The sequence below is a fragment of the Azospira inquinata genome (genome assembly GCF_018905915.1).
In the GTDB taxonomy this organism is placed as follows: Bacteria; Pseudomonadota; Gammaproteobacteria; order Burkholderiales; family Rhodocyclaceae; genus Azospira; species Azospira inquinata.
Window position 1 is genome coordinate 1,191,910 of the sequence record NZ_CP064782.1, and the last position, 21,689, is coordinate 1,213,598.

A 21,689-nucleotide genomic window follows, 5' to 3' on the forward strand; every position below is an offset into this window, starting at 1 on the left:
CCTTCAAGAAATCAGGGATTAAAACTGGTAGCCGATCTGGAATCCCGTGGCGGGATGAGCCGAGGTGAATCCATCGGGCTTTTGAATGGGGACACTCAGGAAGACGTCGTAATAGGCGCCCTGCCAGGCGCCCCGGAGGCCAAGAACGCCTCCGGTGAGGTGTTTGCCGGTCAGGGTTTCCGTACTGGGGCCACCCACCCGGCCATGATCCACCCCCCCATAGAGGGATTGGCCGCTGGCGCCCAGGGCAAATTCCAATTCGTTGCGGAGATACCAGCCCCGCTCTCCCGACAGGGTTTGTTCCCCATCGAAACCCCGCACGGTGTAGCGGTTGCCAATGGCGATCTGGTCCGCCGCGTAGAGAACGTCGTGGGTGGTCTGCCCATGAAAGGCGCCGATCCAGCGCACCGGTTGGCTCCCCAGATGGAAGGCAGCCAGCCCCCCCACATCAACCACGGTCATGGCATAGCGGTAGGTGGGGTTGGCGGAAGTATGGCCAGCGGGGTCGTCATAGCCACCGAACCAGGGAACCCCCTCCCGCCGGGCAAGGCTGGCGTCCAATTGGACGGGGCCCACGTATTGGCGTTGCTGGAGGGCCAGTTCGGCAAAGGCGGCACGACGGTGTTGGACCTGGATTTCCGTATCGGCGACAAAGCTTTGGGACAAGCGTTGGCCGGTACGGAACTGGAGGGTAGTTTTACTGCTTTGGTCCCGGTACATCAGGCGCTGAATTTTCAGTTCCTGGCTACGGGACGCGCCGCTGGAAATGAAGGATTGATTGATCCCTGAAACGGTCTGGTGATAGCGGTACACACTTTCCGAAGCACCAAAGGTCCAATAGCCCCAAGGAAGGGAATACTGCCAACCGTAGCCGGCGGTTCCCCGCCATTCGTCGTCTTGCTGGGCATCGCTGTTGAGATTGAGGGAGAAGAGATCGTTCAAGCCCAGGGGGTTGTCCCAGGCGTAGTTCAGGGACGCCTGCCGCTTGCCCGTGTCTTTCAGCCCGGAGTCGTCCAGGGATACCCCCAGGCGCCAGGCTTTGCTCCGCTTGATCTTCAGGAGGACATCGCTCTCTCCCGGTTTATCCCCCGGCACAATGTCCATTTCCGCATCCTGGGAAGGTACCCGCTTGAGTTGTTCCAGGCCCTGCTCCAGATCCCGAAGGTTGAGTAAATCCCCGGGTTTCATGGGGAAGGCGTTTTGCCAATGGGTATCGGAACTCCCTTCGGCGATACGGATGGCCCGCAGGACGCCGGGGACCAACACCAGTTTCAAGGTGCCAGATGAAAGGTCCTGGGCAGGAATCCCAATCCGGGTGGTGACGTAGCCCTCCGCAAGGAGTTGGGCACCGATCCGTTTGACGATCAGATTGATGCCTCCTTGGCCGATACAACGGCCGGCATAGTGCTGGAGGTAGGGGGCGATCCAGGCGAAGGGGCGGGCTTGGGCCCCGTCCACTTCCAGGGTATGGATGGGGAAACAGGGGCTTTCGTCCGGCAGGCTAAGATCATCCAAACGAGGCGCGACCTCTGCGGGAAGCCGGACATCCGGGGCGGACTGCTGTTGGGCCCGTTCCTGAGCTTGTTGTTGCGCCCGGCGCCGCTGTTCTTCCTGGTCTGTCATGCTTTGGCCCCAGGCATGAAGGGCCACGCTTAAACATCCGACGGTCGCCAATAGCCGGCTAGGAACGGGCGCAATCCGTCCCCAGGCCCGGTTCGGCCTTAGTTTTTGCATGAGTCGTGGAATTCTGGAATAAGGAAAATGACAATGGGCGGTCCCTGCCCGCCCATCTTTTTATGGCCGCATTCTAAAACTCGACAACTTCATATGCTATTAGACTTTATGGATAGCCGTTTCTGGTTATCCGGGCCTGGACTTTGCTTAATTTTCGAAATACCTCAGTGCCAGTTACCATCGATCTGTGTTTTCATCGGCATGCCACAGCACCCGGAATTGATACGCAAACTTTTTTCATCCAGCCTCAGGCTATATTCCAGCCTTCCCCGGAAGGCTTATCAGGAAGCAGACACAGGAAAATCCCATTGGTCTCTGATCTTCACTACGAATGGGGGGACTGGCTCCCTTCCGAAGCGGCCCGGTCCGCCGATAGGGTGATCCTGGCGGGGCATGTGGAACATGGCACCCTAGGTATCCAGTGGGCCAGTCCCCCCTTCCCCGGGCAAACCGTGGTCTATGTGGCCGGGAACCATGCGCTCTACCGAAACAGCCTGGACCTGGTGGAGAAGCTACGGGAACCGGAAAGGAAGGCCTACGGCATCCATTTCCCGGAGCAGCCCATGCTGGCCCCCCGGGGTACGCATCCTGCAGGTAATCACCCAAACACCTGTCTGATTGCCTGCTTTTAACTGTATTTTTCGGCTTTCGACTGTAATTTGTAAGAACATAGGCCCCGTCAAGGAAACTCCGGGAAGATTTAGCACTCTATTCATACGAGTGCTAAAATTGAATCTGTAAGCCCAGGAAGGGCTACGGATGTTAGGAGGTTTCCGGATGTCTCAAGCCATGACCTTATCGCAAGGATTCGCCCTGCCCTCCGCGGCAGGCAATCTGGACGCTTATATTCAAGCCGCCCAACGCTTCCCGGTACTGCGGGAGGAAGAGGAGTTGGCACTGGCCAAGCGTTTTCGGGATAACAACGACCTGGATGCCGCCCGGCAGCTAGTGCTTTCCCATTTGCGCCTGGTCATTGCCATCGCCCGGGGCTACCTGGGTTACGGCCTGCCCCATGCGGACCTGATCCAGGAAGGCAATATCGGCCTGATGAAGGCGGTCAAGCGCTTTGATCCGGATCGGGGGGTGCGTCTGGTGTCCTTCGCCATCCACTGGATCAAGGCGGAAATCCACGAATACATCGTGCGCAACTGGCGTCTGGTGAAGATTGCCACCACCAAGGCCCAACGCAAGCTGTTCTTCAATCTGCGCAGCATGAAAGCGGACACGGACACCCTGAGCCCGGCGGAAGCCGCCCAGATTGCCGCAAAACTGGCGGTGAAGCCGGAAGAAGTGGTGGAAATGGAAACCCGGCTGAGTGGCCGGGACATGGCCCTGGACGGCAATCCGGATGACGAAGAGGGGGAACGGCTGGCCCCCATCACCTATCTGGCGGACGGGGACCATGAGCCCACCCGGGTATTGGAAAACCGGGAGCGGGAACACCAACAAAACGAAGGCCTCCAGTCGGCCCTGGCCAGTCTGGACCCTCGCAGCCGGGAAATTGTGGAATCCCGCTGGCTGCGGGAGGAAGACCCGGCCACCCTGCATGATCTGGCCGCCCGCTTTGGGGTTTCCGCTGAACGTATCCGCCAGATCGAAGCCAAGGCTCTACAAAAAATGCGGGGCGCCCTGGGAGCCCCGGTCTGATTAGACCCGCTCTACCCTCCCAAAGGCCGGATATCTCCGGCCTTTTTTATTGGCACTACTTTTTCCCACCTATGGCAGAATCCTCCCACCTCATTTCCCTGTAGATACCGCCATGGACGCCACTTCCATTGTTCAATTTGGTCCGGAATTTTATGTCGGCGTCGGGGAAATCGATGACCAGCACCAACGCCTCTTTGACATTGTGGCCAAGATTCAGCACGCCCTTCTGGGAGATCCGGAGGCCACCCTGGCTACGGCGACGGAAGCCGTAACCGAACTGCTGGACTACACCCGCTACCACTTTTCCCACGAAGAAGCCCTCATGGCCGCCGCCGCTTATCCCGGTCTGGCGGAACATCAGCGCCTGCACCAGTCCCTGCTGGCCCAGGTCAACGATATGGAGCTGCGGGTAGGGCTGGGGGATGATTCCGCCGCCCTGGATCTTTCTGTCTTTCTTTCCCACTGGCTGATCAATCACATCCAGGCGGTGGACAAGAAGGTGGGGGCCTTCCTGCAGTCCCATAGCTAGACGGTAAAACCCAAAGAAAAAGGCCGGCAATGCCGGCCTTTTTTTGACGCTCGAAAAAGCTTATTCGAACTCGATGATCACTTCGTCCACCGACAGGCTGTCGCCCGCCTTGGCGGTGATCTTCTTCACCTTGCAGTCCTGCTCGGCCTTGAGGATGTTTTCCATCTTCATGGCTTCGATGACCGCCAGCTTTTCCCCGGCCTTCACTTCCTGACCGACCTGGACGGACACTTCCCGCAGTAGCCCAGGCATAGGAGACAGGAGGAACTTGGACAGATCGGGTGCGGGTTTGTCCGGCATCAGGGCCAGCAGTTCGGCGGCCCGGGCCGGCATGACCATCATGTTGGCCTGGGTGCCCCAGTGGAAGAGCCAATAAACCATGCGGTGGCGTTCCACTTGCAGGGTGAATTCCTCACCGTTGCAGGTACCGTTGAAAATGGGTTGGCCAAGGCGCCAGGAGGAAACGATCTCGTAGGTTTCACCCTTGTATTCCACCACGTAACCACCGGTGATGGGACGGGCCACCACGGGATGATGTTCCCCGTTGTAGATCACCACCCATTCGTCACCCACCTTGCGTTCATGGCCCGGCAGTTGGCCGGAGACCTTGGCGGCCCGGTCAATGTAGCGGCGATGGACGAAGGCAGCCACGGAAATCAGCAGGGCCGGATCATCGTGGGGCACCATGGAGGGATCGAAGCCGTTGGGGTATTCCTCCGCCAGGAAGCCAGTGTTGAAATTACCGGCCTGGAAGCGGGGATGCTGCATCAACGCGGCTTGGAACGGAATGTTGGAGCGGATACCACGAATCACGAAGCCGTTCAGGGCATCCCGCATCCGGGCAATGGCTTGTTCCCGGGTAGCGCCATGAACGATCAGCTTGGCGATCATGGAGTCGTAATACATGGAAATTTCGCCGCCGTCATAGACGCCCGTATCTACCCGCACCTGACCATCCACTTCCGCTGGCGGCAGGAAGCGCACCAGACGACCGGTGGAAGGCAGGAAGCCACGGAAGGGGTCTTCCGCGTTGATCCGGCATTCCATGGCCCAGCCTTGACGCTTCACGTCGGCCTGGGTGAGGGGCAGCTTTTCCCCAGCGGCCACGCGGATCATCAGTTCCACCAGATCCAGACCGGTGATGAACTCGGTGACCGGGTGTTCCACCTGGAGACGGGTGTTCATTTCCAGGAAGTAGAAGGACTTGTCCTTGCCCACCACGAATTCCACCGTACCGGCGGATTGGTATTGCACCGCCTTGGCCAGGGACACGGCTTGTTCGCCCATGGCCTTGCGGGTGGCTTCGTCCAGGAAGGGAGACGGGGCTTCTTCCAGCACCTTTTGGTGGCGACGCTGAATGGAGCATTCCCGCTCGTTCAGGTACACCACGTTGCCGTGGGCATCGCCCAGCACCTGGATTTCGATGTGGCGGGGTTCTTCCACGAATTTTTCGATGAAAACCCGGTCATCGCCGAAAGCGTTCTTGGCTTCGTGCTTGCAGGAGGAGAAGCCTTCGTAGGCTTCTTCGTCGTTGTAAGCAACCCGCAGGCCCTTACCACCGCCGCCGGCGGAGGCCTTGATCATCACCGGGTAGCCGATGTTCTTGGCAATTTCCACGGCGTGTTCCGGGGTATCGATGGCATCGTTGTAACCCGGAATGGTATTGACCTTGGCTTCCTTGGCCAGTTTCTTGGAGGCAATCTTGTCCCCCATGGCTTCGATGGCGTGGGTCTTGGGGCCGATGAAGACGATTCCGGCCGCTTCCAGCTTGGCGCAGAACTCGGAATTCTCGGACAGGAAACCGTACCCCGGATGGACCGCTTCGGCGCCCGTTTGCTTGCAGGCGTCGATGATCTTTTCCATCACCAGATAGGATTCCTTGGAAGCGGCCGGGCCGATGCAGACGGATTCGTCGGCCAGCAGCACGTGGCGGGAATCCTTATCGGCTTCGGAATAGACCGCAACGGTCTGAATACCCATCTTGCGGGCGGTCTTGATAACACGGCAGGCGATTTCGCCCCGGTTTGCAATCAGAATCTTCTTGAACATTGTCTGTGTCCTCCCGTCGCTTAAAGCGGAATGTTGCCGTGCTTACGCCACGGGTTTTCCAGTTTCTTTTCACGCAGCATGGCCAGGGAACGGCAAATGCGGCGGCGGGTTTCGTTCGGCATGATGACGTCGTCGATGAAGCCACGGTGACCGGCGATGAACGGATTGGCGAACTTGGCCTTGTATTCCGCTTCCCGGGCGGCAATCTTTTCCGGATCGTTCTTTTCGTCCCGGAAAATGATTTCCACAGCGCCCTTCGGGCCCATCACGGCAATTTCCGCAGAGGGCCAGGCAAAATTCACGTCGCCCCGCAGGTGCTTGGAAGACATCACGTCATAGGCGCCGCCGTAGGCCTTACGGGTAATCACGGTGACCTTGGGCACGGTGCATTCCGCGTAAGCGTAGAGGAGCTTGGCGCCGTGCTTGATGATGCCGCCGTATTCCTGGGCGGTACCGGGCATGAACCCGGGCACATCCACAAAGGTCACCACGGGGATATTGAAAGCATCGCAGAAGCGCACGAAACGGGCTGCCTTGATGGAGGACTTGATATCCAGACAGCCGGCCAGCACCAGGGGCTGGTTGGCCACGATGCCGATGGGGTGGCCGTCCATGCGGGCAAAGCCGGTAATGATGTTCTTGGCGTAATCCGGCTGGATTTCGAAGAAGTCACAGTCATCAACGATCTTGATGATCAGTTCCTTCATGTCGTAAGGCTTGTTGGCGTTGTCCGGCACCAGGGTGTCCAGGGACATGTCGCAACGGCTGGCCGGATCGTTGGTCTTTTGGACCGGAGGCATTTCCTTGTTGTTCGCCGGCAGGAAATTCATCAGGCGACGCAGGTAATGCAGGGCTTCCACATCATTTTCGAAGGCCAGATCGGCCACACCGGACTTGGCGGTGTGGGTCACGGCGCCGCCCAATTCTTCGGCGGTCACTTCTTCGTGGGTCACGGTCTTCACCACATCCGGACCGGTCACGAACATGTAGGAAGAATCCTTGACCATGAAAATGAAGTCGGTCATGGCCGGGGAATACACGGCGCCACCGGCGCAGGGCCCCATGATCATGGAAATCTGGGGAATCACCCCGGAAGCCATGACGTTACGCTGGAACACTTCCGCGTAGCCGCCCAGGGAAGCCACCCCTTCCTGAATCCGGGCGCCGCCCGAGTCGTTCAGGCCGATCACGGGAGCCCCCACCTTCATGGCATGGTCCATGATCTTGCAAATCTTTTCCGCGTGGGCTTCGGACAGGGAACCGCCGAACACGGTGAAATCTTGGGAGAAAACAAAGATCAGACGGCCATTGATAGTGCCGTAGCCAGTCACAACCCCGTCGCTGGGGATGACCTGTTCTTCCATCCCGAAGTCGGCGCAACGGTGGCCTTTAAACATGTCCCATTCCTCGAAGGAGTGGGGATCGAGCAACAGCTCGATGCGTTCACGGGCAGTCAGCTTGCCCTTCTTGTGCTGGCTGTCGATGCGCTTCTGGCCCCCGCCGAGACGCGCCGCCTCCCGCTTTTCTTCCAGCTGGCGGATGATGTCTTGCATGAGAACTTCTCCCTAACGGTCGAATGGTTAAACGTTACGTTTGCAGGTCCGCCAGCAGCTTGTAAGCAGCTGCGGCCGGCGTGGTGCGTCCCTCGGCCACCGCGTGGGTGAGGTCGGGCAGATCCCGGCGCACCGCCGGGTGGTTTCGGAAATATTGCCGCAAACCGGAGTCGATCAGACTCCACATCCAATCAATGGACTGGCGGTGACGGCGAGCCGCGAAATCCCCGCTGGGAACCAGGGCGGCCTGATAGGCCTCCACCTGCTCCCAGAACGCCTCGATGCCTTCCTTGTGCAAGGCCGACAGGGTGAGGACCGGGGGTTCCCAATGGGAACTCGTGTGCCGCAACATGTGCAGGGCATTGCGCCACTGGGCACGCACCACCTGGGCCGCCCGGGGATCAATGTCCGCCTTGTTAATCACCACCATATCCGCAATTTCCACAATGCCTTTTTTGATTGCTTGGAGGTCATCCCCCGCATTGGGCAACTGCAATAAACAGAACATATCCACCATGCCCGCCACCGTGGTTTCCGACTGGCCAACGCCTACGGTCTCCACAATGATGACGTCGAAGCCGGCGGCTTCGCAGAGCAGCATGGCTTCCCGGGTTTTTTCCGCCACCCCCCCCAGACTGCCCGAGGACGGGCTGGGGCGAATGAAGGCTTCTTCCCGCTGGCAAAGGTTTTCCATCCGGGTCTTGTCCCCCAGGATGGAACCGCCAGAAACGGAAGAGGAAGGATCCACGGCCAACACGGCCAGCCGGTGCCCCCGGTCGATTAACCAGGTGCCCAGGGCCTCGATGAAGGTGGACTTCCCCGCTCCCGGCACCCCGGAAATACCGATACGGATGGCCTTGCCCGTTTCGGGCAGCAGCCGTTCCAGGAGTCGGTGAGCCCGTTCCTGATGGTCCGGACGGGAGGACTCGATCAGGGTGATGGCCTTGGCCAGAGCCCGGCGCTGGCTGGCCAGCACTCCTTCCGCCAACGCTTGGTCGGCGGGAGGAAGCGCGGTCTGTCGGGGCTCGGCGGCCTCAAGCATGGACATGGAAACCGGGTTTAGGCGCGGGCCTTACGGATTTCTTCCAGCACCCGCTTGGCGGAATCTTCGATCCGGGTACCCGGCCCGAAGATGGCCTTGGCACCGGCCTGAAGCAGGAAGTCGTAATCCTGAACCGGGATCACGCCGCCGGCGAAGACGATGATGTCGTCCGCGCCTTGATCCTTGAGGGCCTGCACCAGGGCAGGCAGCAGGGTCTTGTGACCGGCAGCCAGGGAAGACACCCCGATGGCGTGCACATCGTTTTCAATGGCCTGACGGGCGGCTTCTTCCGGAGTCTGAAACAGGGGGCCCATGTCGATATCAAAGCCCAGGTCAGCGAAGGCCGTGGCCACCACCTTGGCACCCCGGTCGTGGCCGTCCTGGCCCAGCTTGGCGATCATGATACGGGGACGACGGCCGTCTTCTTCCGCGAACTTGGCCACGTCAGCCTTCAGACCTTCCCAACTGGTTTCACCTTCCACAACGCCTCCGTACACCCCGGAAATGGTTTGGTTGTTGGCGCGGAAGCGGCCGAAGACCTTTTCCAGGGCGTCGGACACTTCCCCCACGGTAGCCCGCAGGCGGACGGCCTTAACGGTCAGGTCCAGGAGATTGCCTTCGCCGGATTCGGCGGCTTGGGTCAGGGCGTCCAGAGCGGCTTGGACGGCAGCTCCATCCCGCTTGGCCCGGATGTCCTTGAGGCGAGCGATCTGGGCTTCCCGCACGGCAAAGTTGTCGATTTGCAGGATATCCACCGGATCTTCCGTTTCCCGGCGGTACTTGTTAACCCCGACGATCACGTCCTTGCCGGAGTCGATCCGGGCCTGCTTGTCGGCGGCACAGGTTTCCACCTGCATCTTGGCCCAGCCGGATTCCACGGCCTTGGTCATGCCGCCCATGGCTTCGATTTCCTGGATGGTGGCCCAGGCCTTGTCGGCCATGTCCTGGGTCAGTTTTTCCATCATGTAGGAACCAGCCCAGGGATCCACCACATTGGTGATGTGGGTTTCTTCCTGGATGATCAGCTGGGTGTTCCGGGCGATGCGGGAAGAAAACTCCGTGGGCAGGGCGATGGCTTCATCCAGGGAATTGGTATGCAGGGACTGGGTGCCGCCGAAGACGGCCGCCATAGCTTCAATGGTGGTCCGCACCACGTTGTTGTACGGATCCTGTTCGGTGAGGGACCAGCCAGAGGTCTGGCAGTGGGTCCGCAGCATCATGGACTTGGGCTTCTTCGGGTTGAACTGACTCATGATGCGGTGCCACAGCATCCGGCCGGCGCGCATCTTGGCAATTTCCAGGTAGAAATTCATGCCAATAGCCCAGAAGAAGGACAGGCGGCCCGCGAAGGCATCCACGTCCAGCCCCGCATTGACGCCGGTACGCACGTATTCCAGACCATCCGCCAGGGTAAAAGCCAATTCCAGAGCCTGGGTCGCCCCGGCTTCCTGGATGTGGTAACCGGAAATGGAAATGGAGTTGAACTTGGGCATGTTCGCCGCCGTATATTTGAAAATATCGGCGATGATGCGCATGGAAGGCTTGGGCGGATAAATGTAGGTATTCCGCACCATGAACTCTTTCAGAATGTCGTTCTGAATGGTGCCGGATAGTTTTTCCTGGGAAACGCCCTGTTCTTCCGCGGCCACGATGTAGCCCGCCAGAATGGGCAGCACGGCCCCGTTCATGGTCATGGAGACGGAAATTTTGTCCAGGGGGATGCTATCGAAGAGAATTTTCATGTCTTCGACGGAGTCAATGGCCACCCCGGCCTTGCCCACGTCCCCCAGCACCCGGGGATTATCCGAGTCATAGCCCCGGTGGGTGGCCAAGTCAAAGGCCACGGACACCCCTTGGCCGCCAGCGGCTAGGGCTTTGCGATAAAAAGCGTTGGATTCTTCCGCCGTGGAAAAACCGGCGTACTGGCGGATGGTCCAAGGACGCACCGCGTACATGGTGGCCTGGGGCCCCCGCAGATAAGGCGCGAAACCCGGCAGGGTATCGGCGTAAGGCAGGGCGTCCGTGTCCTTCTTCGTATACAGCGGCTTTACCGTAATCCCTTCCGGCGTCACCCAATTCAGGTGCTCCACATCCCCCCCCGCGGATTTGGCGGCGGCGGCGTGCCAGGCGTCCAGATTGTCGGAATTGAAAAGCTGCGGCTTATCAGACATACGAACCCTTCCTTTTTTATATATCTGCCGACCCTCTCGGGGGAATCCGGCATCAGCGTTCAGCATACCACCCGGTCCAGGCTTTTCATCCTAGGGAAAACGCTACATTTCCCTGACTGGAGCGGGACCTGGCCCAGGTTGACATCGAGAATCGGTAATAATACTGTATCCATAATTATGTATGCAAGGCTTGCTCTTTCCCGGGGCCGGTTATAATTCCCCACTTGCCAACGCATCTCATTTCCTTACTTTCATGAACGCCATCCGGATTGCCCAACCAGCCCTCTACGAGGAAGTCGCAGAGCGCTTGCGTGAGCGCATTTTTGCCCACGAACTCCCCCCGGGAACCTGGATTGACGAACAGGCTCTGGCCGAAGACTACGGTATTTCCCGCACCCCCCTGCGGGAAGCGCTGAAAGTGCTGGCCGCCGAGGGCCTGGTCACCCTGAAGCCCCGCCGGGGCTGCTACGTCACCGAATTGTCGGTGGACGACATCCAGGAAATTTTCCCCATCATCGCCATGCTGGAAGGTCGCTGCGCCTATGAAGCGACCCAGAAAGCCACGGCCACCGACCACGAGAAACTGGAGCAGTTCCAGAAGGTGCTGGAGCAGGCCTGCCTGGATAACGACATCCCGGCCTATTTCCAAGCCAACCAGGATTTCCATGTGGAACTGCAAAGCATCGCCGGCAACCGCTGGCTGCTGCTGGTCATTCAGGACCTGCGCAAGGTGCTTAAGCTATCCCGCTTCCAGTCCCTGTCCGTGGATGGCCGCCTGAAAAAATCCATGGAGGAACATCGGGAGCTCATGGCCGCCATCAAGGGCAAGGACCCGGTCCATGCCGAAGAGGTCATGCGCCGGCACCTGCTGGCAGGCAGCGAGGCTATGATCAAAGCCGCTTCCCGCTGATTTTTCCTTTCCTTTTCGCTTCAGTTCTCAGCCCACTGTTTTTACTATGACCGGAAGTATTCTCCTGGCCCGTGAGGCCAATGTCGCCACCGTTACCCTCTCCAACCCCCAAAAGCTCAACGCCCTGAACTTCTCCATGTGGGAAGAACTGGCCCGCACCATGGCCGAACTGAGCCAGGACCAGAGCCTGCGCTGTGTGGTGCTGCGCGGAGAAGGGGAAGCCTTCGCCGCCGGCGGAGACATCGAAGAATTTCTCACCCATCGGGCCACCCTGGAACAGGCCCTCCATTATCACGGCCAGGTGGCGGAAGCCCTGGACGGGGTGCGCAACTGTCCCCATCCCACCGTGGCCCTGATCCAGGGGCCCTGCATCGGTGGCGGCCTGGAAATCGCCGGCAACTGCGACCTGCGCATTGCCGCCGCTTCTTCCAAATTTGGCGCCCCCATCAATCGCCTGGGTTTTTCCATGTATCCGGGGGAAATGTCCGGCCTGCTGGCCCTGGCCGGTCCCGCCGTGATGGCCGAGATTCTCCTGGAAGGCCGTATCCTGACGGCGGAAGAGGCCCAGCAGAAAGGACTGCTCACCCGGGTGGTGCCTGACGCCCAGCTGGAAGCGGAGGTGAAAGCGACCACCCTGCGCATCGTCGCCGGCGCCCCCCTGGTGGCCCGCTGGCACAAGCAGTGGATTCGCCGCCTGCAGGAAAACCGGCCCCTCTCTGAGGCGGAAAAAGCCGCCTCCTTCGCCTTTCTGGACACGGAAGATTACCGCACGGGGCTCACCGCTTTCCTGGAAAAGCGGAAGCCCGAATTCAAAGGCCGCTAGTCCCTCCGGACGGCGTCGCCCCCATCCCTCTCCAAGGAGTCATTATGAGTCAGCGTCCCTTCAAGGTTCTCGGCGTTCAACAAATTGCCATTGGCGGCCCTTCCAAGGACCGGCTGCGCACCCTCTGGGTGGACATGTTCGGCCTGGACATCACCGGCAATTTCCAAAGCGAACGGGAAAACGTGGATGAGGACATCTGCGCCATGGGCAAGGGCCCCTTCAAGGTGGAAGTGGATCTGATGCAGCCCATGGACCCGGAAAAGAAGCCCGCCGTCCACACCACCCCCCTGAACCACGTGGGCCTGTGGATCGATGACCTGCCCAAGGCCGTGGAATGGCTCACCGCCCAGGGTGTGCGCTTCGCGCCCGGGGGCATCCGTAAAGGCGCCGCCGGTTTCGACATCTGCTTCCTCCACCCCAAGGCCAATGACCAGTTCCCCATCGCCGGGGAAGGGGTGCTGATCGAAATGGTGCAAGCCCCCCAGGAAGTTATCGACGCCTTCGCCAAACTGGCCGCCTAAGCTTTAGGCTGGCACCGGGGGCTCCCCGCCCCCGGCTCACCGGCCATGACCACTATTCATGCCCCCGTCCAGCGCCCTTATTCAAGTCTGCCGTGCGGCCCGCAGCCGCTACCAGCGGGGCATGCTCACCTGGCTGCACGCCGCCGGTGACCCGGCGGGGCTGCCGGAAATGCGGGGTGCCCTGCGGGATTTAGCCCCCCACCTGGAGGGCGACGAATACGCCCATCCCTTCTGGGCCACCGCCCAGACCTTTCTCCGCGCCATTTCCGACGGCGCCCTCACGGTCAACGGGGAAACCCGCCGTCTCTGCGCCCGCATCGATCTCCAGATGCGCAATGTGCTGGAAGACAGCCGGGAAGCCTTAACTTCCCTGGAGGAAGAACTGGGGGAACTGCTGCGCCAAGGCAGCGGCCATGCACCGCCCCCCACCGAACTCATCAGCCTGCTGCAACCGCCCCCGCCGCCCCAATTGGACGAAGCCGCGGTCGCCCAGTGGCAGGAAGGCTGCCGGGACCTGGAAGCGGCCTGGAACGACCCGGAAGACGTCCATGGCAGCGCCTTCCGCCGGGCCATCACCAGCCTGTGCAGCGCTGCCACCCAGCTCGGCCTGCCGGAGACCCTGGCCCTCACGGAAGGGCTGGCGGAAGTGGCGGATCGGCTGGAAAGCCCCGGTGCCGCCGACGATCCCTATCTGCGAGCCGCCATGGCCGCCACCCTGGAATTGCTGGGGGAAAAGGAACTGCTCGGTCTGGCCTCCTTCGCCCAGCGGGTGGAGCTGCTCCTACCCCGTCTCGCCGCCCCCCAACCCCAGGTTCCCCGCCCCTCCCCTACCCTGGTGCGGCTCTTCGCCCAGGAAGTGGGCGAACAGGTGGATTTAATCCGGGACGAACTGGACAAGCTGGACCCGGACCCGGAAACCATCGCCAAGGCCGCCCTGGCCCTGGCGGAGCAGGCGGGTCACCTGGGCCTCACCGCGCCCCGTCGGGTGGGAGAAGGCTTGGCCCGGGTCGCCGCCCACGCCCGGGGCCCCCACCCGTTTGAAGCCCCCACCCTGCGTCAGGTTTTGGAAAACACCCTGGGGGAACTGGAAACCATGGCGGAATTTCTCTCCGCTGGTCACGAATTGCCGGAGGGGGAAGAGGAAGAGTTGCTGCGGGAACTGAAAGCAGCGCTGTCTGCCTCCTGAACATCGCCGCCCTCTCTCAGAGGACCGCTGCCCCCAGAACGGCTTCGCCCTGGTCTTTTTCCCTTAACCGTTCTCCCGAAATAGAAATGGCGCCCTAAGGCGCCATTTCTTTAGCCAGAGCCCCTAAATACGGTATTGGCTAACCACCTGCTGCATTTCCGCCGCCAGGGTAGCCAGCTCGGAAGCCGTATCCGCCGTGGATTGGGCCGCGGCGCTGTTTTCTTCCGACATCTGGGCGATTTTTTCCACCTGCTGGGCAATGCTGGTGCTGGCCACGCTCTGTTCCCGAATGGCGTCGGAAATATCCCCCACCATGGCCACGGTCTGCTGGGAGCTGCCGCCGATTTCCTGGATGGCCTGATTGGCCTTTTCCGCTTTGGCCACCCCATCCTCGACCCGGCCCACCACCGCCTGGATGCCCTGCACCGCATTCTGGGAACCGGTCTGCATTTCCGTGATGGTGGCAGCAATTTCCTGGGTGGACTTGGTGGTCCGCTCCGCCAGCTTGCGCACCTCATCGGCCACCACGGCAAAGCCCCGACCCTGTTCCCCGGCCCGGGCCGCTTCAATGGCCGCATTCAGGGCCAGGAGGTTAGTCTGGTCCGCCACGTCCTTAATGACCGCCACCACCGCGTTGATGCGTTCGCTGTCCGTTTCCAGGCGGGCGATCTGCTCGGCCGCCTGGTGCACTGTTTCCGCAATACCGTTAATGCCTTCCACGGTCTGGCCAATGATGGCCTGGCCGCCCACCGCCAGTTCCCCGGAGGAAGAGGATAGCCGGTTGGCTTCCCCGGCCCGATCCGCCACATGGTTGATGCTCACGGTCATTTCTTCCACCGTGGCCGCCATGCTGGAGGCCGCTTCACTCTGGTAGCTAGAGGCGGTGGACATTTCTTTGGAGGCGGTAGCCACCCGATTGGCGGCGGAATTCACCGCCGCCGTGCGGTCGGCAATCTGGCGGAAACTGCCTTGCAGCTTCTCAACCAGGGCGTTGAACGCCACCACTGCCTTGCCCACCTCGTCGTCATGGCGCACTTCGATACGCCGGGTGAAGTCCAGATGGGCCATGACGGCTTCGAAGGCCTCCACCATGCGCGCCAGGGACCCGGCCACATGCTGGTAAACCCAGAAGCCGAACCCGGCGGTAAAGAGGGTTACAAACACCGTCACCACAATGGACACCACCACGCTGCTCTCATAGGTGGCCGCCGCGTTTTTTCCCTGCTCCTTAGCCAGATTCTCGTTGAACTGGTAATGGTTGGTGATATTGGACACCGTGTCGTCGGAGATTTGCTTACCGTTGCCGAACAGATAGTCCTTGGCCTGATCCACCTTGTTTTCCCGGGAAAGCTCCAGGGCATGATCCACTAGCTTGTTGTATTCCCCAATCAAACGCTTGCTGTTGGCCAGCAGACGGGCATCTTCGTCATTGCTGACCAAGCCCTCATACTCATGCATCAGGGTTTCCATCTTCTGCCGGTGATCCTGAATCAGCTTCTCGTCCGCCTGCTTCTGAGCCGGATCATTGTGGGCCAGGTGATACATGATCCGGGTCCGCATCCGCAGAAACTCGGATTCCACCGCCGCAGCCACTCCCAGGCTGGGCAAACTGTTGGTGGTGATGTATTCCAGGTTTTCATCGATCACCTTGGCCTGCCGTAATCCCCACAAGCCAATCCCCACGACCCCGAAAACCGCCACCAGGATCAGTACCAACATGCGTTTGGCAATAGTCATGAACATCCCCCACGTATTTGTGTATTATGGCCCGCTAATATGCCAAAGGTTATAGCTTCCGGCAATAGCAAAAGCGGGAAAAAGCCCTATAAAAATAACACGATAAACCCACCCTCCACCGCTCACCCACAGGACTTTTTTCGCCACTCGGCTGCGCTGTGGGAATAGACCTACTCCACCTTTCCGCAATGCAGCAAAAATGGGCAAAAAAAACCCGGCCAAAGGCCGGGCAAACAGGGGTTGGGTCAAACCTGGGGAGCCGCTTACATATTCCGTCGATACTGCCCTCCCACGGCGTAAAGGGCCGAGGTAATCTGGCCCAGGGAGCAGACCCGTACCGCCTCCATCAGCACCCCAAACACATTACCGTTGTCGATAACGGTCCGGCCCAGGCGTTCCAGCATGGCAGGGGCCTCATCCCCATGGCGGGCCTGGAAGTCCCGCAGCCGGGCGATCTGGGACTGCTTTTCCGCTTCGGAAGAACGGGCCAGTTCAATTTCCACGGGAACACTCCCCTTGGGATTGAGGAAGGTATTCACCCCGATGATGGGATAGGTGCCGTCGTGCTTCTGGTGCTCATAGGTCATGGATTCTTCCTGGATCTTGCCCCGCTGATAGCCGGTTTCCATGGCCCCCAGAACACCGCCCCGGGCGGCGATGGCTTCGAATTCCTTGAGCACCGCTTCTTCCACCAGATCGGTCAGTTCTTCCATGATGAACGCGCCCTGGTTGGGGTTTTCATTTTTGGCTACGCCCCATTCCCGATTGATGATGAGCTGGATGGCCATGGCCCGGCGCACCGATTCCTCCGTGGGGGTGGTAATGGCCTCGTCGTAAGCGTTGGTGTGCAGGGAATTGCAGTTGTCGTAAATGGCGATGAGGGCCTGGAGGGTGGTACGGATATCGTTGAAATCCATTTCCTGGGCGTGGAGGGAACGGCCCGAGGTCTGAATGTGATATTTCAGCTTCTGGCTCCGCTCATTGGCGCCGTATTTGTCCCGCATGGCCACGGCCCAGAGTCGGCGGGCCACCCTGCCGATGACCGAGTATTCCGGGTCCATGCCGTTGCTGAAGAAAAAGGACAGGTTGGGGGCGAAGTCGTCGATATTCATTCCCCGGGCCAGGTAGCTTTCCACATAGGTAAAACCGTTGGCCAGGGTAAACGCCAGTTGGGAGATGGGATTGGCCCCGGCTTCGGCGATGTGGTAGCCGGAAATGGAAACCGAATAGAAGTTCTGCACCCGGTTCTGCACAAAGAATTCCTGAATATCCCCCATCATTTTCAGGGCGAATTCGGTAGAGAAAATACAGGTGTTCTGGCCCTGATCCTCCTTGAGAATGTCCGCCTGCACCGTTCCCCGCACGGTGGATAGGACCCACTGGCGTAGGGCCGTGGCCTCCTCAACCGTAGGCTCCCGACCCCGCTCCCCCCGGAACTTTTCCCATTGCTGGTCCAGGGCGGTATTGAAGAAGCAGGCCAGAATAATGGGGGCCGGACCGTTGATGGTCATGGACACGGAGGTAGTGGGGGCGCACAGGTCGAAACCGTCGTAGAGCACCTTCATGTCGTCCAGGGTGGCGATGGACACCCCGGAATTACCGATCTTGCCGTAGATATCCGGCCGCTCGTCCGGGTCGCAGCCATACAGGGTGACCGAATCAAAGGCCGTGGATAGGCGATGGGCGGGCATGCCCTCGGAGACCTTCTTGAAGCGTCGGTTGGTGCGGAAGGCATCCCCTTCCCCGGCGAACATCCGGGTCGGGTCTTCCCCTTCCCGCTTGAAGGGAAACACCCCGGCGGTATAGGGGAAAGCCCCGGGCAGATTTTCTTCCATGAGAAAGCGGAGCAATTCCCCATCATCTTCAAAGCGGGGCAGAACCACCTTGGGAATGGGAGTTCCGGAAAGGGAGCGGGAAATCAGCCGGGTACGCACCTCCTTACCCCGCACCGTGCTCACATATTCCTCTCCCCCGTAGGTCCGCCGGGTTTCCGGCCATTGCTGCAAAAGATGGCGGCTCCGGGGTTCCAGTTCCCCCTCCTTGGTCGCCAGCAGCGCGTCAAATTGAGCCAGGGCGGACTGGGCCTCCCCCGAACCCTGGGCGAAGAGGGCTTTGGCCAGAGTCAGGGCCTGGCGCTCCCGGGCGACCCGGACCTGGGTTCCCACCTGCCGGTGGTAGCCCCGCAGGGTATCGGCGATTTCGGCCAGGTAGCGGGTACACTCCACCGGCACAATGGCCCGCCCCTGGGAGGAAGCTTTCACCGAGACCCGGGGCAGCTTGCCTTCCTTGCAACGGAGGCCAACGTCCGCCAGCTTGGGCACCAGGGCCTGATACAGGGCGGTGACCCCGTCGTCGTTGAAGCGGGCGGCCATGGTCCCAAAGACGGGCATGGCCTCAGGCGCCTGGGTAAACAGCTCCCGGTTGCGCTGATACTGCTTGCGTACATCCCGCAGGGCATCCTCCGCCCCCTTGCGGTCAAATTTATTGATGGCGACAAAATCCGCGAAATCCAGCATGTCGATTTTTTCCAGCTGGGAAGCGGCGCCGAACTCGGGGGTCATGACATAGAGGGACACATCCACCAGAGGCACAATAGCCCCATCCCCCTGGCCGATGCCCGAGGTCTCCACAATGACCAGATCAAAACCGGACAGCCGGCAGGCGGCGATCACCTCGGGCAGGGCGGGGGAAATTTCCGAGCCCGCTTCCCGGGTGGCCAAGGAACGCATGAAAATGCGGGGATGGGCGATGGCGTTCATGCGAATCCGGTCCCCCAGCAAGGCGCCGCCCGTGCGTTTGCGGGAGGGATCGATGGAAATGATGGCCATATTGAGGCCATCTTCCTGATCCAGGCGGAAGCGGCGCACCAGCTCATCGGTCAGGGAGGATTTGCCCGCCCCCCCGGTCCCCGTAATCCCCAGGGCGGGGGTGTGGGTCACCCGGGCGGCCTCCGTCAGCAGACGTTGCCGGAGGGTTTCCGGATAGGCCCCGTTTTCCAGGGCCGTGATTATCCGCGCCAGCTGGCGCCGGTCCCCGGAAGCCAAGGCGGCCAACACCGCCGTTTCGTCCTGGGGGGCGGCACTGGAGAGCTCAAAATCCGCCCCCTGTACCACCTCATTGATCATGCCCTGCAAGCCCAGGCGCTGGCCTTCTTCCGGGGAATAAAGCCGGGTCACCCCATAGGCCTGGAGCCCCTCGATCTCCGCCGGCACAATCACCCCACCGCCGCCACCAAACACCCGGATATCGGCCCCGCCCCGCTGGCCCAGGAGGTCGATCATGTATTTAAAGAACTCCACGTGGCCGCCCTGGTAAGAGGTCACCGCAATGCCCTGCACGTCTTCTTGCAGAGCCGCGTCCACGATTTCTTCCACGGACCGGTTATGGCCCAGGTGAATCACCTCCACCCCGGTGGATTGCAAAATCCGCCGCATGATATTGATGGAGGCATCGTGACCGTCGAAGAGGGCGGCGGCGGTGACAAAGCGCACCTTGTGGGTAGGCTTATAGGGCGTCAGATTCTTGGCAAGGCTCAGGTCCGTCATGGCAGTCTCCTCCGGTTCTTATTAGGAACTGGCATCTTAGAGGCGCCCCCCACCAGGATGCCATTGCGCTGGCCGCCGTAATTCGTGCAAACTCCGCCAATCTTCACCCTGCCATCCACGCCCCATGCCCACCACCCCCCTGCCCCCGCCGCAACGTACCGTGGCCCTGGGCTTTGTCACGGGCATGGTGGCGGCCCTGCCCCACCAGGGCATTCCCCCTGGGCCCCTGTTCCAGGCCGTGGGGCTGGGGGCCTGCCTGGGAGCGACGCCCCCGCCCCGCATTCCCCTCCAGGCCTATGCGGATCTCTATAACCGGGTGGTGGAAAGTCTGGGGGATGAGGGCTTTGGCCTCTTTTCCCGGGCCCTGCGGCCAGGCTGCTTTGAATTTCTCTGCCGCAGCCTGATGGGGGCCCCTTCCCTGGGGGTCGCCTTGGACCGAGCCCGGCGTTTTCTCGAACTGGTGCTCCCCGATCTCCACATGCGCCTGGAAATCCAAGGGCCCCGAGCCCGGCTCCTGCTGTGGGAAAGCCGGGATTTGCGCAGCCAGGGCGGGGAAACCGGGCGCATCTTTGCCTACGAATGGCTGCTGCGCCTCATCCACGGCCTCAGTTCCTGGCTGGTGGCCCGGGGCCTAGCCCTGGATCAGGTGGCTTTTCCCTATCCGGAACCGCCCCACGGGGGCGACTACCGGGCTATTTACACCGCCCGGCCCCGTTTTGGTCACCATCGGTTGGAAGCGGAACTGGCCGCCGATCTCCTGGACCTGCCCCTGCGCCGCAACGAGGCCGATCTGGCCGCCTTTCTCGTGGGCGCTCCCGGGCGTATCAGCACCCTCTACCGGCGGGACCGGGAAACGGTGCAGGCGGTACGGGACAGCTTACAGGACGCCCTCCCCGCCAGCCTCAGCCTGGAGGACGTGGCCCGCCGCCTCTACCTATCGCCCCGCACCCTGCACCGGCGTCTGGCCGAAGAACTGTCCAGCTTTCGCGCCGTCAAGGAAGCCCTGCGACGGGACCTGGCCCTTTCTCGCCTGATGCGCAGTGACCAGCCCGTGGCCCGCATCGCCCAGGATCTGGGCTATGGGGACCCCTCCGCCTTTTATCGGGCTTGCCAGTCCTGGACCGGGCGCTCCCCCACGGCCTACCGGAAATGGCGGCAGCACAGCCCGGCTGCCCCCCTTCAGGAGGTGGCGGGAGAGGAATGTTCCGGCGCCGGGGGCGTAAAGCCGGGGCGGCCGGGCAGCAAAAAATAGGTGAGCAGGCTGGAAAAACCGCAAATCAGCCAGAACAGGAAGAACCCCAGGGAATAGGTGGCGATGGGGGACAAATCTACCGGCAACCCCCGAAAATAGAGGTGCTCCGGTGCCATCACCAGGAAAAACAGCAGTTCAGCAAACGCCGCCGCCACAAAGGACGGCCAGGATACCCAAATCAGATGACGCATCGGAACCTCCTACACTGTTCCGGCCGCCTCCCAGCAGCTTCGGCCTGATTTATGGACGATTGTTGTGCTTCCATTTAAGCATAGGCGGCTCCAGGGGGAAACCCTGGCAAAGGCCCATGAATAAAGCCTCTCGTAAGAGGCTTTTGACGACGGTAATTCCAGCGAGGTTGGGGACAGCTCCCGACCCTTTGCTGCCGGTCGTGCCTTGGAATAGCGGACGTTCAGGAACGTAGAAGTGAGCGGCCTGCGCGGCTTTTCGCGCAGGCCCGGTGGAATGATAGGTTGGGCGGCGGATTACCACAACTTCCACCACGGCTTTGGTGGTTGTTCATCGGAGAGCTTAAACCCAGAAATCTTCGTTCCTGGTTTGAGATGGCACACCTGCTCATGAAGTTGCCCGCGAAGATTGAGCGCAACCACAAAATCTCTTGCCTCCACGTTTTCGTGTGCAATTTGGCCGCCTACTCTCGGGTGGAGTTTGAAGTCATAGCACTGGGTGGGGGCCAGACAAATATTGGACTTGACCAAGAAGTCGATCAGCGGAGACATCAAGTAAGTGTCCTGCCCATGCTCAGTGGCGAGTGCTTCGTTTAGCTCTTCTCGGGTTTCAAAGAGCCTCTTGATGTTTCCTTCGAGCGTATCAAGGAACCAGATTCCATCGCCGGCCGAGAGAAAGACATCGGCAAAGGCGGTAACGAGAATGACCTGCTTTCCATTTAGATCAAGCCAATGCCATGACTCAAGGGCGCGCTTCAGCGCCTGCGAGGAAGGAGATATGAAGTAGCTCATGTGATGTCCG

Annotated in this window: 17 protein-coding genes; 8 read left to right on the plus strand and 9 right to left on the minus strand. The window is 60.7% G+C overall.

All coding sequences use genetic code 11. From position 1 onward, the window contains the following. Positions 1–18 precede the first annotated feature (18 nt). Positions 19–1,623, minus strand: coding sequence for a ShlB/FhaC/HecB family hemolysin secretion/activation protein (locus Azoinq_RS05415; protein ID WP_216131362.1), 1,605 nt, complete (start codon positions 1,621–1,623; stop codon positions 19–21). Between the two features lie 419 nt (positions 1,624–2,042). Between Azoinq_RS05415 and Azoinq_RS05420 the strand changes: the two genes are divergently transcribed. From Azoinq_RS05420 to Azoinq_RS05430, 3 genes are all read left to right on the plus strand, one after another. Further along, positions 2,043–2,366, plus strand: a complete 324-nt coding sequence (locus Azoinq_RS05420; protein ID WP_216131359.1) for a metallophosphoesterase family protein — start codon at positions 2,043–2,045, stop codon at positions 2,364–2,366. A 145-nt stretch (positions 2,367–2,511) separates the two neighbouring features. After that, positions 2,512–3,381, plus strand: coding sequence for an RNA polymerase sigma factor RpoH (gene rpoH, locus Azoinq_RS05425; RefSeq protein WP_216131356.1), 870 nt, complete (start codon positions 2,512–2,514; stop codon positions 3,379–3,381). Positions 3,382–3,493: 112 nt separating this feature from the next. Continuing rightward, positions 3,494–3,910 carry a bacteriohemerythrin gene (locus Azoinq_RS05430; protein WP_216131351.1) on the plus strand — a complete coding sequence of 139 codons (417 nt, stop codon included), beginning with the start codon at positions 3,494–3,496 and terminating at the stop codon, positions 3,908–3,910. A 60-nt stretch (positions 3,911–3,970) separates the two neighbouring features. Here Azoinq_RS05430 and accC read toward each other — a convergent pair whose 3' ends face one another. Genes accC through scpA form a run of 4 tightly spaced genes read right to left on the minus strand, consistent with a single transcriptional unit; the run spans position 3,971 to position 10,725 of the window. Next, positions 3,971–5,959 (minus strand): acetyl-CoA carboxylase biotin carboxylase subunit, encoded by a 1,989-nt coding sequence (gene accC / locus Azoinq_RS05435; RefSeq protein ID WP_216131348.1) that lies wholly within the window; start codon positions 5,957–5,959, stop codon positions 3,971–3,973. Positions 5,960–5,979: 20 nt separating this feature from the next. Next, a complete protein-coding gene (locus Azoinq_RS05440; RefSeq protein WP_216131345.1) occupies positions 5,980–7,512 on the minus strand; it encodes an acyl-CoA carboxylase subunit beta in 1,533 nt (510 codons plus the stop codon). Between the two features lie 34 nt (positions 7,513–7,546). Further along, complete coding sequence (meaB, locus tag Azoinq_RS05445) at positions 7,547–8,560, minus strand: methylmalonyl Co-A mutase-associated GTPase MeaB (RefSeq protein WP_216131343.1); 1,014 nt, start codon at positions 8,558–8,560, stop codon at positions 7,547–7,549. An 11-nt stretch (positions 8,561–8,571) separates the two neighbouring features. Then, on the minus strand, positions 8,572–10,725 hold the full coding sequence (gene scpA, locus Azoinq_RS05450; RefSeq protein ID WP_216131340.1) for a methylmalonyl-CoA mutase: 2,154 nt from the start codon (positions 10,723–10,725) through the stop codon (positions 8,572–8,574). A gap of 253 nt (positions 10,726–10,978) precedes the next feature. Between scpA and Azoinq_RS05455 the strand changes: the two genes are divergently transcribed. From Azoinq_RS05455 to Azoinq_RS05470, 4 genes are read left to right on the plus strand one after another with little or no spacing between them, the layout of a single operon-like run. Then, positions 10,979–11,635: a GntR family transcriptional regulator gene (locus Azoinq_RS05455; RefSeq protein WP_216131337.1), complete on the plus strand. Its 657-nt coding sequence runs from the start codon at positions 10,979–10,981 to the stop codon at positions 11,633–11,635. A 46-nt stretch (positions 11,636–11,681) separates the two neighbouring features. Next, positions 11,682–12,458, plus strand: coding sequence for an enoyl-CoA hydratase/isomerase family protein (locus tag Azoinq_RS05460; protein WP_216131334.1), 777 nt, complete (start codon positions 11,682–11,684; stop codon positions 12,456–12,458). 44 nt (positions 12,459–12,502) lie between these two features. Continuing rightward, complete coding sequence (locus Azoinq_RS05465; protein WP_216131332.1) at positions 12,503–12,979, plus strand: VOC family protein; 477 nt, start codon at positions 12,503–12,505, stop codon at positions 12,977–12,979. 58 nt (positions 12,980–13,037) lie between these two features. Continuing rightward, complete coding sequence (locus Azoinq_RS05470) at positions 13,038–14,165, plus strand: hypothetical protein (RefSeq protein ID WP_216131329.1); 1,128 nt, start codon at positions 13,038–13,040, stop codon at positions 14,163–14,165. A 123-nt stretch (positions 14,166–14,288) separates the two neighbouring features. Here the strand turns inward: Azoinq_RS05470 and Azoinq_RS05475 are convergent, their stop codons facing one another. Both Azoinq_RS05475 and icmF read right to left on the minus strand, forming a co-directional pair. Continuing rightward, complete coding sequence (locus tag Azoinq_RS05475) at positions 14,289–15,902, minus strand: methyl-accepting chemotaxis protein (protein ID WP_216131326.1); 1,614 nt, start codon at positions 15,900–15,902, stop codon at positions 14,289–14,291. A 263-nt stretch (positions 15,903–16,165) separates the two neighbouring features. After that, the gene (icmF, locus tag Azoinq_RS05480) at positions 16,166–19,447 is read right to left on the minus strand and encodes a fused isobutyryl-CoA mutase/GTPase IcmF (protein ID WP_216131323.1); all 3,282 of its coding nucleotides are present in this window, start codon (positions 19,445–19,447) and stop codon (positions 16,166–16,168) included. Between the two features lie 124 nt (positions 19,448–19,571). Here icmF and Azoinq_RS05485 point away from each other — a divergent pair, with 124 nt between their 5' ends. After that, on the plus strand, positions 19,572–20,699 hold the full coding sequence (locus Azoinq_RS05485; protein ID WP_232368567.1) for an AraC family transcriptional regulator: 1,128 nt from the start codon (positions 19,572–19,574) through the stop codon (positions 20,697–20,699). Here Azoinq_RS05485 and Azoinq_RS05490 read toward each other — a convergent pair. Both Azoinq_RS05490 and Azoinq_RS05495 read right to left on the minus strand, forming a co-directional pair. Continuing rightward, the gene (locus Azoinq_RS05490) at positions 20,627–20,890 is read right to left on the minus strand and encodes a hypothetical protein (RefSeq protein ID WP_216131321.1); all 264 of its coding nucleotides are present in this window, start codon (positions 20,888–20,890) and stop codon (positions 20,627–20,629) included. The genes Azoinq_RS05485 and Azoinq_RS05490 overlap by 73 nt on opposite strands. Positions 20,891–21,184: 294 nt before the next feature. Beyond that, positions 21,185–21,679 (minus strand): DUF1851 domain-containing protein, encoded by a 495-nt coding sequence (locus tag Azoinq_RS05495; RefSeq protein WP_216131318.1) that lies wholly within the window; start codon positions 21,677–21,679, stop codon positions 21,185–21,187. Positions 21,680–21,689: the final 10 nt, after the last annotated feature.

Coding starts and splice junctions, on each gene's coding strand:
- Azoinq_RS05415 (WP_216131362.1), bottom strand. CDS start 1,623: ATGACAGACCAGGAAGAACAGCGGCGCCGGGCGCAACAACAAGCTCAG.
- rpoH (WP_216131356.1), top strand. CDS start 2,512: ATGTCTCAAGCCATGACCTTATCGCAAGGATTCGCCCTGCCCTCCGCG.
- Azoinq_RS05430 (WP_216131351.1), top strand. CDS start 3,494: ATGGACGCCACTTCCATTGTTCAATTTGGTCCGGAATTTTATGTCGGC.
- accC (WP_216131348.1), bottom strand. CDS start 5,959: ATGTTCAAGAAGATTCTGATTGCAAACCGGGGCGAAATCGCCTGCCGT.
- Azoinq_RS05440 (WP_216131345.1), bottom strand. CDS start 7,512: ATGCAAGACATCATCCGCCAGCTGGAAGAAAAGCGGGAGGCGGCGCGT.
- meaB (WP_216131343.1), bottom strand. CDS start 8,560: ATGTCCATGCTTGAGGCCGCCGAGCCCCGACAGACCGCGCTTCCTCCC.
- scpA (WP_216131340.1), bottom strand. CDS start 10,725: ATGTCTGATAAGCCGCAGCTTTTCAATTCCGACAATCTGGACGCCTGG.
- Azoinq_RS05455 (WP_216131337.1), top strand. CDS start 10,979: ATGAACGCCATCCGGATTGCCCAACCAGCCCTCTACGAGGAAGTCGCA.
- Azoinq_RS05460 (WP_216131334.1), top strand. CDS start 11,682: ATGACCGGAAGTATTCTCCTGGCCCGTGAGGCCAATGTCGCCACCGTT.
- Azoinq_RS05465 (WP_216131332.1), top strand. CDS start 12,503: ATGAGTCAGCGTCCCTTCAAGGTTCTCGGCGTTCAACAAATTGCCATT.
- Azoinq_RS05470 (WP_216131329.1), top strand. CDS start 13,038: ATGCCCCCGTCCAGCGCCCTTATTCAAGTCTGCCGTGCGGCCCGCAGC.
- Azoinq_RS05475 (WP_216131326.1), bottom strand. CDS start 15,902: ATGACTATTGCCAAACGCATGTTGGTACTGATCCTGGTGGCGGTTTTC.
- icmF (WP_216131323.1), bottom strand. CDS start 19,447: ATGACGGACCTGAGCCTTGCCAAGAATCTGACGCCCTATAAGCCTACC.
- Azoinq_RS05485 (WP_232368567.1), top strand. CDS start 19,572: ATGCCCACCACCCCCCTGCCCCCGCCGCAACGTACCGTGGCCCTGGGC.
- Azoinq_RS05490 (WP_216131321.1), bottom strand. CDS start 20,890: ATGCGTCATCTGATTTGGGTATCCTGGCCGTCCTTTGTGGCGGCGGCG.
- Azoinq_RS05495 (WP_216131318.1), bottom strand. CDS start 21,679: ATGAGCTACTTCATATCTCCTTCCTCGCAGGCGCTGAAGCGCGCCCTT.